Origin of the sequence: Paraburkholderia sp. BCC1884, from assembly GCF_900996225.1 — a bacterium.
Lineage (GTDB): Bacteria > Pseudomonadota > Gammaproteobacteria > Burkholderiales > Burkholderiaceae > Paraburkholderia.
Window position 1 is genome coordinate 63,835 of the sequence record NZ_CAAJGL010000067.1, and the last position, 14,847, is coordinate 78,681.

Annotated in this window: 12 protein-coding genes and 1 rRNA gene; 5 read left to right on the forward strand and 8 right to left on the reverse strand. The window is 62.1% G+C overall.

The window, feature by feature from the left end; genetic code table 11:
- Nucleotides 1–164 precede the first annotated feature (164 nt).
- Nucleotides 165–485, reverse strand: coding sequence for a YXWGXW repeat-containing protein (locus FQ705_RS06845; protein ID WP_144138676.1), 321 nt, complete (start codon nucleotides 483–485; stop codon nucleotides 165–167).
- A 229-nt stretch (nucleotides 486–714) separates the two neighbouring features.
- Here FQ705_RS06845 and FQ705_RS06850 point away from each other — a divergent pair, with 229 nt between their 5' ends.
- Both FQ705_RS06850 and FQ705_RS06855 read left to right on the forward strand, forming a co-directional pair.
- Complete coding sequence (locus tag FQ705_RS06850) at nucleotides 715–1,404, forward strand: HAD family hydrolase (protein ID WP_144138678.1); 690 nt, start codon at nucleotides 715–717, stop codon at nucleotides 1,402–1,404.
- Between the two features lie 233 nt (nucleotides 1,405–1,637).
- Nucleotides 1,638–1,904, forward strand: coding sequence for a hypothetical protein (locus tag FQ705_RS06855; protein ID WP_144138680.1), 267 nt, complete (start codon nucleotides 1,638–1,640; stop codon nucleotides 1,902–1,904).
- Nucleotides 1,905–1,988: 84 nt separating this feature from the next.
- On the opposite strand, the gene cysS is transcribed toward FQ705_RS06855, so the two are convergent.
- From cysS to FQ705_RS06885, 6 genes are all read right to left on the reverse strand, one after another.
- Nucleotides 1,989–3,365, reverse strand: coding sequence for a cysteine--tRNA ligase (cysS, locus tag FQ705_RS06860; RefSeq protein ID WP_144138682.1), 1,377 nt, complete (start codon nucleotides 3,363–3,365; stop codon nucleotides 1,989–1,991).
- A gap of 321 nt (nucleotides 3,366–3,686) precedes the next feature.
- Nucleotides 3,687–4,019, reverse strand: coding sequence for a cytochrome o ubiquinol oxidase subunit IV (gene cyoD / locus FQ705_RS06865; protein WP_144138684.1), 333 nt, complete (start codon nucleotides 4,017–4,019; stop codon nucleotides 3,687–3,689).
- On the reverse strand, nucleotides 4,020–4,637 hold the full coding sequence (gene cyoC / locus FQ705_RS06870) for a cytochrome o ubiquinol oxidase subunit III (RefSeq protein WP_144138702.1): 618 nt from the start codon (nucleotides 4,635–4,637) through the stop codon (nucleotides 4,020–4,022). It abuts the gene before it with no gap.
- A complete protein-coding gene (gene cyoB, locus FQ705_RS06875; RefSeq protein WP_144138706.1) occupies nucleotides 4,637–6,622 on the reverse strand; it encodes a cytochrome o ubiquinol oxidase subunit I in 1,986 nt (661 codons plus the stop codon). The genes cyoC and cyoB overlap by 1 nt, the downstream gene beginning before the upstream one ends.
- 3 nt (nucleotides 6,623–6,625) lie before the next feature.
- Nucleotides 6,626–7,525, reverse strand: coding sequence for a ubiquinol oxidase subunit II (cyoA, locus tag FQ705_RS06880; protein ID WP_144138709.1), 900 nt, complete (start codon nucleotides 7,523–7,525; stop codon nucleotides 6,626–6,628).
- Between the two features lie 379 nt (nucleotides 7,526–7,904).
- Entirely contained in the window at nucleotides 7,905–9,458 is a 1,554-nt protein-coding gene (locus FQ705_RS06885; RefSeq protein WP_144138712.1) for a NuoM family protein, read from the reverse strand.
- A 651-nt stretch (nucleotides 9,459–10,109) separates the two neighbouring features.
- Between FQ705_RS06885 and FQ705_RS06890 the strand changes: the two genes are divergently transcribed.
- The 3 genes from FQ705_RS06890 (at nucleotide 10,110) to FQ705_RS06900 (ending at nucleotide 14,648) form a co-directional block, all read left to right on the forward strand.
- Nucleotides 10,110–10,841, forward strand: a complete 732-nt coding sequence (locus FQ705_RS06890; protein WP_144138714.1) for an ABC transporter ATP-binding protein — start codon at nucleotides 10,110–10,112, stop codon at nucleotides 10,839–10,841.
- Nucleotides 10,831–13,401 carry an FtsX-like permease family protein gene (locus FQ705_RS06895; RefSeq protein WP_144138716.1) on the forward strand — a complete coding sequence of 857 codons (2,571 nt, stop codon included), beginning with the start codon at nucleotides 10,831–10,833 and terminating at the stop codon, nucleotides 13,399–13,401. The genes FQ705_RS06890 and FQ705_RS06895 overlap by 11 nt, the downstream gene beginning before the upstream one ends.
- Before the next feature lie 182 nt (nucleotides 13,402–13,583).
- Nucleotides 13,584–14,648: a carotenoid 1,2-hydratase gene (locus FQ705_RS06900; protein WP_260854408.1), complete on the forward strand. Its 1,065-nt coding sequence runs from the start codon at nucleotides 13,584–13,586 to the stop codon at nucleotides 14,646–14,648.
- A gap of 87 nt (nucleotides 14,649–14,735) precedes the next feature.
- Here the strand turns inward: FQ705_RS06900 and rrf are convergent.
- Nucleotides 14,736–14,847: ribosomal RNA gene (gene rrf / locus FQ705_RS06905) — 5S ribosomal RNA — on the reverse strand.

Below are 14,847 nucleotides of genomic sequence, written 5' to 3' on the forward strand. Positions count from 1 at the left end.
ACTTTCATAAGGACCGTTGCGCCTGCTTCAGGCGCGTTCAATATACGACGACCGTCGGGTGATAGGGCCGCGCCGGATACACCACACAGCCGGCAAGCGCGGCCGCCAGCACGATTATGACGAGCATTTTCATGGCAATCTGCCTGTTGTCGGGAAGGATCCGTTCAAGCCCAGTGGCCTTCGATCCAGCGCCAGTTCGGGCCGCGCTGCGCCCAATGGCCCGGCACCCAGTGATAGCCGACGCGAACCGGCTGCCAGTGACCCGGCACCCACGCATAGCGGCCGTGTTCCCAGCGCCAGCGGCCCTGATCCCAGACATAGCCGGCACGCGGCGCCGGTACCACTTCGACGCGCGGCGGCGGGGGCGCCATCGGCGCGACGACGATCGCCTGCGCAAGCGCGGGCGTGGCGACCAGCGTGGCCGCGGAGGTCAGCACCGCAGCACAGACAGCGGCGAAAAGACGAACGGGTCGGGTGGACGTCATGGTGTTTTCTCCGTATCGAGTCGCAGCCAGAAGCGGCTGCGTTACTACTTGAACGCAGCAGCGGGCGAAATCCGTCGCGGGAATTTGCCTGACGTGGCGGGCGGGAAAAAAAATTGCCTCCCCCGGTCCCGCGCTGGCTCGATGAGACTGGCGTGTCGGGACCCGGCGCTGCGGCGTGCGAACCGGTGAGGTATGCTTTCTGGCTGCCCACTTCTCTCTACCCCCCCAGATGTCCGATTTTCCTTTCGACGCCGTGCTTTTCGATTGCGACGGCGTGCTCGTCGACTCCGAACCCATCACCAACCGCGTGCTGACCGAGATGCTCGGCGAACTCGGCTGGCAACTGAGCGTGGCAGAGACGATGCGTATTTTCGTCGGCAAGGCCGTGCGGGACGAAGCCGCGTTGATCGAAGCGCGTACCGGCTTTGCCATCACGTCGGACTGGCTCATGCAGTTTCGCGAGCGTCGCAACGAAGCGCTCGACAAGGAACTGGTGGCGATAGCCGGTGCGCCCGCTGCCGTGCGTGCGCTTCACGCGACGCTGAACGGGCGTATCGCGGTGGCGTCGGGTGCCGACCGCATCAAGGTCGAAATGCAACTCGTCAAAGCGGACATTTTCGATTGCTTCGAGGGACGTATTTTCAGCGGTCACGAAATGCCACGCAGCAAACCGTATCCCGATGTGTACCTGGCGGCCGCTGCCGCGCTCGGGGTCGATCCTGCGCGCTGCGCCGTCATCGAAGACACGGTAACGGGCGCGACCGCGGGCGTGGCGGCCGGCGCCACGGTGTTCGGCTACTGCCCCCAGGAACTCGGTCATAGCAGCGCCACGGCCTTGCATGGTGCGGGCGCGGCAAAAGTGTTCAGGGACATGGCCGAACTGCCCGGATTGCTCGCGGGATGGCGCGGCGTCGCCTGAGGCGTTCAACTGCTTTGGCGGTCATCGGCTCGCGGAATGTTGGCGACGCAACGACACTCACGGGCGGCGAGTTGGTCGCGGGCGCTCAACCGGAAGCGTGTGGATGTGCTGGAAGCCTGCGTGACGCGGCTTTGCGCTGAATGGCATGGTGTGTGCAAGAGGAACGTCAGAGCGCGGCGACATGGTCGCGCTCAACTCAACGCAACCCAAGCCAACCTTGCCGGAGATCCATCATGAGCACTATCGCCCTCAAAGACCTGCCCCGCTTCGACGAACTCGACCACGCCGCTGCGCTGTCCATTCGTGGTGGCAGCGGCTGTTACTCGCGCGAAACGCCTTCCTGCTACCCTCAAACGCCGTCGTGCTATCCTGGCGTGCTGCAACAACCCGTATATGGCCGGCAAGGCTGGGGCTGTGAGCCGGTTCGTTCTGGCTGCGGTCCCGTGTTGTCGCCGTACGGCAACATGCACGCCCAACCGCAACAGATCATGCCGCTGTAAAGCCATCGCCTGTGAATCAGCGCAGCGATGCGCTGGCATCGTGCGGCGCGGGCACGCACCGCACGATGCATCGCGAGCAGGGTGTCAGTCGAGCGGACGCAACACCTGCCCACTCGCGCTGTCTTCTACATACCACCCCGCTACACGCAAAGCCTCACGCAGACGATCCGCTTCGCTCCAGCGCTTCTGCGCGCGTGCCTCGGCGCGTTCATCCGCGAGTGCGGCTATCGCGACGGGAATCGATACGGGCTTGTCGTGCCATTGATCGAGCTTCAGTCCCAACACCGCGTCGAAGGCGTCAACCGTGGCCCTGCGCGTCGCCGGCGGCAGATCGCTTCGCACCACCTCCCACAACACGGCGAGCGCGCGCGGCAGGTTCAGGTCGTGATCGACCTCGGCCTTGAAGCGCGCGATTGCATGCGCGTCCGGTGCGCCGCCCTGCGGCCACTGCCGATAGGTTTTGCGCAGACGGCCCAGCGCCGATTGCGCGGCGTCCAGCGCGCCCTCGTTGAACCGCAAGCTGCTTCGATAGTGCGCGCTCAGGCATAGATAGCGATAGGCCAGCGGATCGACGCCACGCTCGATCACACTCTGCAAGCGCACGAAGTCACCGCCGGACTTCGACATCTTACCGGCGTCCAGCATCAGGAAATGGCCATGCATCCAGAAGTTGGCGAGCCGCGTGCCGTGGCGCGCCTGGGTCTGCGCGATCTCGTTGCTGTGATGCACGGCGATGTGGTCTTCGCCGCCGCAATGAAGATCGAACCACGGTCCCAGGTATTTCGCCGACATCGCCGAGCACTCGATATGCCAGCCGGGAAAGCCTCGGCCCCAAGGGCTGCTCCACTCCATCTGACGCGTGCTGCCGGCCGGGCTGAATTTCCACAGCGCGAAGTCCGTGGCACGCCGCTTGTCGCCCAAGGCGACCCGCTTGCCCGCTTGCAGGCCCGCTACGTCGAGACGTGCCAGAAAACCGTAGTCGTCCTGTTTGCCGGTGTCGAAGTAGATGCCGTCGCTCGTGCGGTACGTGTAGCCCTTTTCTTCGAGCTCGGCGATGAACGCGATCTGCTCGGCGATGTGATCGGTCGCGCGGCACCACAAAGCGGGTTCGAGCAGATTGAGCGCGCGCCAGTCGTCCATGAAGGCCTCGGTGTAGCGCTCGGCGATCGCCCGCGCGGACTCGCCGGTACGTCGGCTGCCCTTCTCCATCTTGTCCTCGCCCTCGTCCGCGTCGGAGACGAGATGGCCGACATCGGTGATGTTGACGACGTGCCGCACGTTATAGCCGTTCAACTGCAAAGTGCGCCGCAGGACGTCTTCGAAGATGTACGTCCGCAGATTGCCGATGTGCGCGTGGTCGTACACCGTCGGGCCGCAGCAATAGAGACCCACGTGGTCCGCATGAATCGGCTCAAACGCGCGCAGGGTGCGCGACCAGGTGTCGTACAGGACGAGCGGCATAGCGTTTTTCCTCGGTATCGAAGGCGCCAGAAAACAAAAAGACCACCGGTCGTGTGACGGGTGGCCTCAGGGATACGGATGTGGACAGATCGACTCGCTAAACGCAAGCTCCCCTTGGCAGGCTGCGACAGCATGCGCGCAAAGAAGGCGAAGGGATAAGGATAGAAGCGGTCATGCGAACGATCCTAACGTCCGCAGACGAGGCCGTCAATCTTCAGGATTAGGGCGACCTCGTCCGCAGTTGGACCGAAACTAAAAAAAGCCCCGCAAGACTTTCATCTTGCGGGGCTTTTTCAACGACAGGCTGTACGACGTTCCGCCTTAGCGGGACATCATGTTCATGCTGACGTTATGCAAGACCCACAGCGTGCCGCCGATCACGATCACCGCGGTCAACGCAGTGAACGCGAACGCCGTCACATTCCAGCGTTGTTCCGACGACGTGTTCATGTGCAGGAAGAACACCAGGTGCACGACGATCTGCACGAGCGCTAGGCCCGAGATCGCGTACAGCGCGTCATGGCCGGTCAACGTGCCCGTCAGAACGAGAGCGAACGCAGCAGCAGTCAGGATGACGGAGAGCACGAAGCCCGTCATATAGCTGCCGAAGCTGCCGTGGCTTCCACCCGAGTGTGCGTTATGGCTATGTTCCATTTAGATCACGCTCGCAAGATAGACAAAGGTGAAGACGCCGATCCACACGACGTCCAGAAAGTGCCAGAAAAGGCTCAGGCACGTCAGACGGATCATGTCGCGTTCGGTCAGGTCTTTATGACGCAGCACCTGAACGGCGAGCACCACCATCCAGATCAGGCCGCACGTCACGTGCAGACCGTGCGTGCCGACCAGCGTGAAGAACGACGACAGGAACGCGCTGCGGCTCGGACCTGCGCCTTCGGCGATCAGATGCGAGAACTCGCGCAGTTCCAGCACGAGGAACGCGAGACCCAGCAGGAACGTCACGCCAAGCCAGAAGAGCAATGCGCCCTTGCGGTTCTTGTGTGCGCCCAGCATCGCGAAACCGTACGTGATACTGCTCAGCAGCAGCATCGTGGTTTCGAGCGCGACGCCCGGGATCTCGAACAGATCCTTACCGGTCGGACCACCGGCGAACTGGTGGCTCATCACCGCGAACACTGCGAACAGCGACGCGAAGATGATGCAGTCGGTCATCAGGTACAGCCAGAAGCCGAATACCGAATGCGACGGCGGATGATCGGCGTGATGCGCATCGTCGTGATGCGGGTCGGCCGTAAGCGTGTTGTTTGACATCAATCCACCTCCAACGCGACCTGCGCACGGGCGCCGGCGCGTTTCTCTTCGATCGCCGCGACCGTAGCGGCCGGGATGTAAAAGCCTTCGTTCTTCTGGAAGCTGTAGACGATCACGGTGCCGATCGCACCGACCAGACCGATGATGGCGAGCCACCAGATGTGCCAGACAGCGGCAAAACCCAGCACCAGCGAGAACACCGCCGTCACCACACCGGCCGACGTGTTCGACGGCATGTGAATGTCGCTATACACCGGCTTCGGCTGATTCTTGCGCGACTTCATTTCGGTGAAGGCGTCGAGTTCACGCACTTCCGGAATGATCGCGAAGTTGTACGACGCCGGCGGCGAACTCGTAGCCCATTCCAGCGTATGAGCGTCCCACGGATCGCCCGACAGGTCGCGGTTTTCCGGCTTGTTGCGGTCGCGAATACTGACGACCAGTTGCAGCACCTGGAACGCAATACCGATCGCGATCAGAACCGCACCGACCCACGCGCAGATCAGCCACGGGTGCCAGGCGGGGTTGTCGTAGTGATTCAGACGACGCGTCATGCCCATGAAGCCCAGCACGTACAACGGCGTGAACGCAACCCAGAAGCCGATCTGCCAGAACCAGAACGCAGCCTTGCCCAGCTTTTCATTGAGCTTGAAGCCGAAGGCCTTCGGGAACCAGTAGTTGAAACCAGCCAGGTAGCCGAACAGCACGCCACCAATGATCACGTTGTGGAAGTGAGCGATCAGGAACAGGCTGTTGTGCAGCACGAAGTCCGCGCCCGGAATCGCCATCATCACGCCGGTCATACCGCCGATCGTGAACGTGACCATGAAGCCCAGAGTCCACAGAATCGGGGTCGTGAACTGCAGACGGCCCTTGTAAATCGTGAACAGCCAGTTGAACACCTTCACGCCGGTCGGGATCGCAATCACCATCGTTGCAATACCGAAGAACGAGTTCACGTCGGCGCCCGAACCCATCGTGAAGAAGTGATGCAGCCACACGAGGAACGACAGCACCATGATCGCGCAGGTTGCCCACACCATCGTCTTGTAGCCGAACAGCGGCTTCTTGGCGAAGGTTGCCACGACTTCCGAGAAGATACCGAACGCCGGCAGGATCAGGATGTACACCTCGGGGTGACCCCATGCCCAGATCAGGTTCAGGTACAGCATGGCGTTGCCGCCGGCATCGTTCGTGAAGAAGTGCATGCCGAGGTAACGGTCCAGACCGAGCAGCGCGAGCGTGACGGTCAGGATCGGGAACGCAGCCATGATCAGCACGTTGGTGCACAGCGCGGTCCACGTGAACACCGGCAACTTCATGAACGTCATGCCCGGAGCGCGCATCTTCACGATCGTCACGAAGAAGTTCACGCCGGTCAGCAAGGTACCGATACCGGAAAGCTGCAAGCTCCACAGGTAATAGTCGACCCCGACACCCGGACTGAACTGCAGTTCGGACAACGGCGGATACGCGAGCCAACCCGTTTGCGCGAATTCACCGATCACCAGCGAGATGTTGATCAGAATCGCGCTGATCGCCGTCATCCAGAAGCTCAGCGAGTTCAGGAACGGGAACGCGACGTCGCGCGCACCGATCTGCAGCGGCACGATGAGGTTCATCAGGCCGACCATGAACGCCATCGCCATGAAGAAAATCATGATGACGCCGTGCGCGGTGAAGATCTGGTCGTAATGGTGCGGTGGCAGCACGCCTGGCGAGTTATACGACAGCGCCAGCTGGGTGCGCATCATGATTGCATCCGCGAAACCGCGGAACAGCATGATGAGCGCAACGACGATGTACATCGCGCCGAGCTTCTTGTGGTCGACCGACGTGAGCCATTCGGTCCACAGGTAGCGCCACTTGCCAAAATAGGTGATCAGACCCAGTACCAGCGCACCGCCGATGGCGATGCCCGCGGCCGTCACCATGATGATCGGCTCGTGGTACGGAATCGAGTCTAGTGAGAGTTTTCCGAACATGCGTTACCCCTTACCCTTTGGTGCACAGTTGGCGTCGTTCATGTTGTCGATGACGTTGCCGTTGTTGTACCGGGCAATGATGTTGTGAAAGAGCTTCGGATCGACCGTCGAGAAGTAACGCACCGGGTCCTTCTCGCTCGGCGCCGATACCGCGTGGTAACGGTCCATGCTCAGGTTGTCCGACGAGGCGCGCACTTTGGCGACCCACGCGTTGAACTCTTCCGGCGACGTAGCGAGCGTGCGGAACTTCATGTCCGAGAAGCCCTTGCCGCTGAAGTTCGCCGAGGTGCCCGCATAGTTGCCGGCTTCGTCAGCGATCAGGTGCAGACGCGTTTGCATGCCGGCCATCGCGTAGATCTGACCGCCGAGTTGCGGGATGAAGAACGAGTTCATCACCGTGTCCGACGTGATCGTGAAGTTCACCGGCGTGCCGACCGGAATCGCCAGCTGGTTCACCGAAGCGATACCGAGGTCCGGATAGATGAACAGCCACTTCCAGTCGAGCGCGACGACTTCGACGTTGATCGGCTTGACCTGCGACTCGAGCGGCTTGTACGGATCAAGCTCGTGCGTGGTACGCCACGTGAGTACAGCCAGGAACAGAATGATCAGCGTCGGAATCGTCCAGATGGCGATTTCGACAGCGGTGGAATGCGTCCAGCCAGGCTGGTAATCCGCACTCTTGTTCGTTGAACGGTAACGCCATGCGAACAGCAGCGTCAGCGCGATCACCGGAACGACCACGATCAGCATGGCCCAGGTGGACGTGGCAATCAGCTCACGTTCCGCCAGACCCACACTCCCCTTCGGATTCAAAATATCGAGGTTGCTGCAACCCGAGAGCAACAACACGAGGCCGGCAGACAGGAAACTGAGCGACCCACGCAGAGTCTTTCCTTTCATAACCATTGCCTCTTTTTTACGACTTCAACGAACGTCATTCGACCGCTCTCCATTAGTAAGCGCTCGCATAGTAGGGAGGCGTACTCGCTAAATAAACCCCCGATTTCGCAACGATCTATTGCGTCGCAGCACTGCGCGACACGTTGTCGCAGGTCTGCGTCAGGCGAGGGTTTCGAAACGTCCCCATACGGAGCATCGGCACAACAAAAATCTACCCAAGCCCCTCGGACAAACGCCCCGTGCGACCTGACCGCTTGGGTCGTGTCGCACGAGGCGTAGGCGAAGAGCCTTGATCCTGAAGGAAAAAACCGCGTTGGCGAGACAGCATTCCGGGCTCAGGATGCTGCGACTGCGCAGCGTCTCGCGGGTCTGTCCTCCGTTAGCCCGGCGTACGAACCGTCGCCGACACCGGTGCGGGCACGGCTGCCTGCAGGTGCTCGCCGCCGTCCGGCTCGGAGTCCGACGGATGCACCGAGCGCTCCGACTGCGCCAGCAGCGTGCCGACGGACGGATCGATCGCATCGGTGAACGGCTTCGGGTCGAGGCCGATCGCCAGCACCAGCAATGCCATGGCGCCCAGCAGCACGAACTCGCGCTTGCCGAGGTCCTTCAGTTTGGCGACGCGCGCGTTGGCGATCGCGCCGAAAATCACGCGCTTGTACATCCACAGCGTGTAGCACGCGCTCAGGATCAGGGTGGAAGCGGCCATTGCGCCGATCCAGAAGTTGAAGCGGATCGCGCCCATCAGCACCATGAATTCGCCGACGAAACCCGAGGTGCCCGGCAGACCGATGTTGGCCATCGAGAACAGCATCACGAAGGCGGCGAAACGCGGCATGGTGTTGGCCACGCCACCGTATTCGGCGATCGTGGCGGTCTTCGTGCGGTCATAGAGCATGCCCGTGCACAGCAGCATCGCGCCCGACACCACGCCATACGAAAGCATCTGCACGATCGCACCGGCCTGGCCAATGCGGTTGAAGACGAACAGGCCGAGCGTGACGAGGCCCATGTGCGAAATCGTCGAATACGCGAGCAGACGGCGCATGTCGGTTTGCACGAGTGCCAGCAGGCTCGAGTAGATCACCGCGACCAGCGACAGCGTGATGATCATCGGCGCGAAAAAGTGAGCAGCTTGCGGTGCAATCGGCAGCGCGAAACGCAGCAGGCCGTAACCGCCCAGCTTCAGCATGCCGATCATCACGGCAGCGCCGGTCGGGCCGTCGAGGTGGACGTCAGGCAGCCACGTGTGCAGCGGCCACATCGGCACTTTCACGCCGAAGGCGGCGAGGAAGCCGAGGAAAATCAACACCTGCGGCCACGTGCCGAGATGCGTCTCACGCCAGATGGCGAGGTCGAAGCTGTGCGTCTGGCCGTACAGGTACAGCATCGACATCAGCATCATCAGCGAGCCGAGGAGCGAGACGAAGAAGAACTTCACCGCGGCATACCGGCGGTTCGCGTTGCCCCACGTGCCGATCAGCAGGTACAGCGGAATCAGCGTGGCCTCGAAGGCGATGAAGAACAGCATGCCGTCGAGCGAGGTGAACACACCCTGCATGAAGCCCGACAGCATCAGGAACGAGCCGAAGTACTGAGCGGTGCGCTCGGTGATCGACTCCCACGAGGCGACCACGATGATGATCGTGGTCAGTGCCGTCAGCGCGACGAGCCACAGCGAAATCCCATCCACGCCCACATGCCAGGCGATATCGAAGGTCGGCGACCAGCGCACGTTTTCGACGAACTGCATCGACGTGACGTCGTTGCGGAAATTCGAGACCAGCGGAATCACCGGCAGGAAACCCGCGACCGCGCCGATCAGCGCGAGCCACCGGGTGCGGCCACGTGCCGCGTCGGATCCGGCGCGCAAGACCACGAGGCCAGCGACAATGGGGATCCAGATTAGAAGGCTAAGAAGAGGCAATGGCATGTGCTCTATCGAAAACTTGAAGTACAAAACGCCGCGTCAAAGCTTCCGTTTATGAAAGCATTGAAATGGATATGTAGGCTGGATTTCGCTGAAATGGACGTGTGCCAGGTAGTGACCGCTACACGTTTACCCGCAGCCGAATGACCAAGGGTGGGAGATTACCAAGATAAGAATACTTTTGCAGCGCAACAACGCTGAAACGCCGCAAGCAATGTATTGTTGCCACACTTGGCATTGCGAAACGCATAGAAATGTGCAGATGCACAAGACATTTCAAGCGACGAATGCACTGCGAAATTTGCACGGTGAAGCGCACATTTAAAAGCAGGTTGGCGACTCTTGCGATGGTCGGACAGCCTTTCAATCAGACTGGAATAGTTCATGCTGGTGCACGATGCCTCATCGAGGTGGATTTCGGCGTCAAAACAGAAATTTCAGAAGTTAAGCCGTGAAAAATTTTTTTGGTCCGGCACTCTAAAAGAGTGGCAGTGTCGACATAGAACGGCGGGATAGGCGGGGAGTATTTCAATCTCCCTGAAGTGCGCACGATACTTTCCAGACGCTTTCACCAATCCAAAAAATCTGGCCGTGCCGAGAACTGCTGCGTCTCGCCCTGCGCCGCCTTTGTCAGTCGTTCAACCCGGAAATCGCATGGTGCTTCGCGACGAAACTGCTCCTCCCGCTCTCGAATGCCGCAGATTGAGCAAGGCTTACGGCAGCGGCCGCGTGGTGCTGTCGGATCTCGATTTCATTTTGCGGCCGGGCGAATTCGTCGCGATCATGGGCGATTCCGGTGTCGGCAAATCCACGCTGCTCAATCTGATCGCGGGCCTCGACAGCGCGGACGCGGGCGACGTGATCATCGACGGCAATCCGGTCGCGCGTCTCGATGACAACGCGGCCACGCGCCTGCGTCGGCAAAAACTCGGCTTCGTCTTTCAGGCGTTTCACGTACTGCCTCATTTGACGCTCGCGCAGAACGTCGCGTTACCGCTGCTGCTGAACGATCAACCCGTCGCTGCCGCACTCGAGATGCTCGCGGCCGTCGGTCTGGGCGGCCGCGGTGAGGATTTTCCGCGCCAGCTTTCCGGCGGCGAATTGCAGCGCGTCGCCATTGCGCGAGCGCTCGTGCATCGCCCGAAACTGATCCTCGCCGACGAACCCACCGGCAATCTCGACCCCGATACCGCACACGACGTACTCAGCCTGTTTCGTGCCCAAAGCAAGGCGACCGGCGCGGCGACGATCATGGTGACGCACTCGGAGGCCGCGGCGGCGGTGGCCGACCGCATCCTGATCCTGAGCGAAGGCGGTTTGCACGCGGCGTCGCCCCTTCAGACAGCTAACCAACAGCCGGCGCGCTCGGCCGACGATGCGAACTGATCCACCGCCGCCGCGGCCAATAGCCGGATATCGCGTTCTCGCGCGCTGGTTATTGGGCGCTGAATGGCGCAGCCATCGCGGGCGCGCCCTGGTTGCCATTGCGACGATCGCGCTGGGCGTCGCGCTCGGCTATGCCGTGCAACTGATCAACAGCGCGGCGTTCAACGAATTTTCCGCGGCCACCCGCAGCCTGTCGGGCCAGGCCGATCTACAGGTGCGCGGCGCCCAACCTGCCTGCAACGAGTCTATCTATCCCCTTGTCGCCAACCGGCCTGGCGTCGTGCTGGCAAGCCCCGTATTGGCACTGGACGTCAGCGTGCCGGGCGAGAACGCCGCGCTGCCGGTGCTCGGCATCGACGTGTTCAAGGCAAGCCGGATCGCGCCCGATCTGATCGGCGTACCGGCGCCAGATCGTCCGTTCGATACGCTGGCGGCCGACACCGTGTTTCTTTCGACAGCCGCGCAACAATGGCTGAAGGTGAAAGTCGGCGACGACGTGGCGTTGCAAAGCGGTACGTCGATCGTGCATTTCCGGGTGGCCGGCGGGCTCGTCAGAACGCGACCGGGTCAGCGGCTCGCGGTGATGGATATCGCCGCCGCCCAGTGGAAATTCGGCCGCGTGGGCAAGCTCTCGCGGGTCGACGTGCAACTCGAACGCGGCGTCGACCGGGAACGCTTCCGACGCGATCTGCAGGCACAACTGGGCAGTCGCTGGGTCGTCTCCGAAACGCGCGACGCCGAAAGCCGTACCGACCGGTTGTCGCGCGCCTATCGGATCAACATGAATGTGCTCGCGCTGGTCGCGCTGTTCACCGGCGCATTCCTGGTGTTCTCGACACAAGCGCAGGGCGTCGTACGACGGCGCGCGCAATTCGCCATGCTGCGCGTACTCGGGCTGACACGCGGCCAGTTGTTGCGCCAGATCCTGCTGGAGGGCGCGTTGCTTGGCCTGCTAGGATCGCTGGTCGGACTTGGGCTCGGCTACGCGATGGCGAGCGTCGCGCTGCGCTTTTTCGGCAGCGATCTCGGTGGCGGTTATTTTCCGGGCGTGCGGCCACAGGTGGGTTTCGAACCGCTCGCGAGCACGATATTTCTGGCGCTCGGCATCGCCGTCGCGGTCTTCGGCAGTCTTGCGCCCGCACTGGAAGCAGCGCGCGCGCGACCCGCCGCGGCGCTCAAGGCGGGCGCGGAAGAAGGCGCGTTGGGACGGCTGGCGACGCCGTGGCCCGCGCTGGCGTGCTTGCTGGGCGCCGCTTTACTCACCCGGATACCGCCGCTGTTCGATGCGCCGATTGGCGGCTATCTCGCCGTCGCGCTGCTGCTCATCGGGGGAATCGCTTTGATGCCGCGTGTCACCGCGACGCTGTTCGGCATGGCGAGCCGCGCGTTTGCAACGCGACGTCGCGCCAGCGCGACCGGCACGCTAGCGCTGGCGCGGCTCGCAAATGCGCCAGGCCATGCATCGATTGCCATGGGCGGCGTGTTGTCGAGCTTCGCACTGATCGTCGCGATGGCGATCATGGTGGCGAGTTTTCGCGTATCCGTCGAAGACTGGCTGGTCCACCTGCTCTCCGCCGATTTATATGTGCGGGTGGCACCGAATGGCGACACGGGGGGCTTGCGTCCCGACGAGCAAACGCAGTTGGCGGCCGTCGCGGGCATCAGGCGCGCGGCCTTCGCTCGCACGTCGCGTATCACGCTCGACCCCGCGCGTCCGGATATCGCCGTGCTCGCGCGTGAAATCGATGCGGCCGATCCGGGCGCGAATCTGCAGATGACCGGTGCGGTGTTGCCGCCTTCCGCGTTTCGTGACGGAGAGACACCTGTTTGGGTCTCCGAAGCAATGGTCGATCTGTATGGCTACAAGCTCGGCGAACGCGTGCGTCTGCCGATTGGCGATCGCCCTTCCGTGTTCGTGGTGGCCGGCGTGTGGCGCGACTATGTCCGCCAAACCGGCGCGATTCAGATACGGCTTGCCGATTACCGTCGCCTCACGGGCGATAGCGGCGCGACCGACGTAGCCGTCACGGTCCAACCCGCTGCAAGTGTCGATCAGGTTGTCGCAAGCTTGCGTGCGCTGCCCTTTGGCGCGTCGCTCGAACTTTCACAACCCGGCGAAATTCGCGCGCATACGCTGGTGATTTTCGATCGGAGTTTCGCGGTCACGTATCTGCTCGAGGGCGTTGCTATCGTGATCGGTCTGTTCGGGGTGGCGGCGACATTTTCCGCGCAGACGCTCGCGCGAGCGCGCGAGTTCGGCATGCTGAGGCACGTCGGCGTGACCCGCGCGCAGGTTCTCGCAGTCCTCGCGCTCGAAGGTGGCATGCTCGCCGCGTGCGGTATCGCGATGGGCTTCGTGCTTGGATTCGCGATTAGCCTGATCCTCGTGTTTGTCGTGAATCCGCAGTCGTTTCACTGGAGCATGGCGTTGCACGTTCCGTGGACGGTCTTGGGCACGGTGGCTTTGGTGATGCTGGCTTCGTCTTGCTCGACTGCGGTGGTCGCGGGGCGCGGTGCTGTGTCGATCGATGCGGTGCGGGCTGTGAAGGAGGATTGGTGATGCGTGCGTGGCCGCGAGCTGGGCGAGTGTGCGATGGTATTCGCGCGGTAATGGCGCCGTTTGACGAGCCACGTGCTGTGCGGCGACGCGCGTTACGTGTTTGCGTCGCCGGGTCGAGGTCTTCTGCAACGCGGCTGTATTTCGGCGGATTGATTCGCGGCCTGGTATGTGCCAGTGGGCTGATGGTAGCCACGGCATTTGCAGCGGCGCCGCAGTTTGCAACCGTCACGCCGGACCATCCGATTGCCCTGCCGCGGGACACAGGTGCTCACGACACGTTTCGCACCGAGTGGTGGTATGCGACGGGTTGGCTCACTACCCCGGATAAACAACCGCTCGGTTTTCAGATCACCTTCTTTCGCTCGGCGACTGGCCACGACGCGGCAGATCCGAGCGCCTTCGCGCCGTCGCAATTGATCATCGCGCATGCCGCGTTGAGCGACCCTGCGTTCGGACATCTCGTACACGATCAGCGTGTTGCGCGTCAGGGCTTCGGCCTCGCTTACGCCAAGGCGGCGAATACCGATGTCAAACTCGGTAGCTGGAAAATCACGCGTGGCGCCGATGGTCGGTACAACGTCACCGCCGATGCAAACGGCTTCGCATTGCATCTCACGCTGACGCCGACTCAGGCGCCTTTGGTCCAGGGTGATCGCGGATATTCGCGCAAAGGTCCGCGCCCTGAACAAGCCAGCTATTACTACAGCGAACCGCAATTGCACGTGAGCGGCAGCGTGGTGCGTCCGGCCTCGGCCGGCGCCGCCGCACGCGGCGACACAGCCGTGAGCGGCGTGGCGTGGCTCGATCACGAATGGTCGAGCACGTTACTGGACTCGAACGCGGTGGGATGGGATTGGCTGGGTGCCAATCTGACCGACGGATCGGCCTTGATGGCTTTCAAGGTACGCGCTCGCGATGGACACGCCATGTGGGCGCACGCAGCGCTTCGCAAACCGGATGGTCAGGTGATGGCGTTCGCTCCGGATGAGGTCGACTTCACCCCGATCAGAACATGGCGCTCGCCTCGGACGAACACGCTGTACCCCGTCTCGATGATGCTCAAGACCGGCACGTTGAGATGGAAACTCGATCCGTTGATGGACGACCAGGAACTCGACTCCCGACAATCGACTGGCGCGGTGTATTGGGAAGGCGCAGTTCGGGTGAGTCGCGAAGGCGTGGATGTAGGACGCGCGTATCTGGAACTGACGGGATACGCGGACGCGGTGCGGCTGGGGCGGGAGTGAGTGTTTTGCACCGGCTGCGATGTAGCGTGGCTGTTAAACGCAAAAACCCCACCTTGAAGGGGTGGGGTTTCTGTTTGCTGCTTGGGAGCCTGACGATTACCTACTTTCACACGGGAATCCGCACTATCATCGGCGTGGAGTCGTTTCACGGTCCTGTTCGGGATGGGAAGGGGTGGTACCGACTCGCTATGGTCATCAG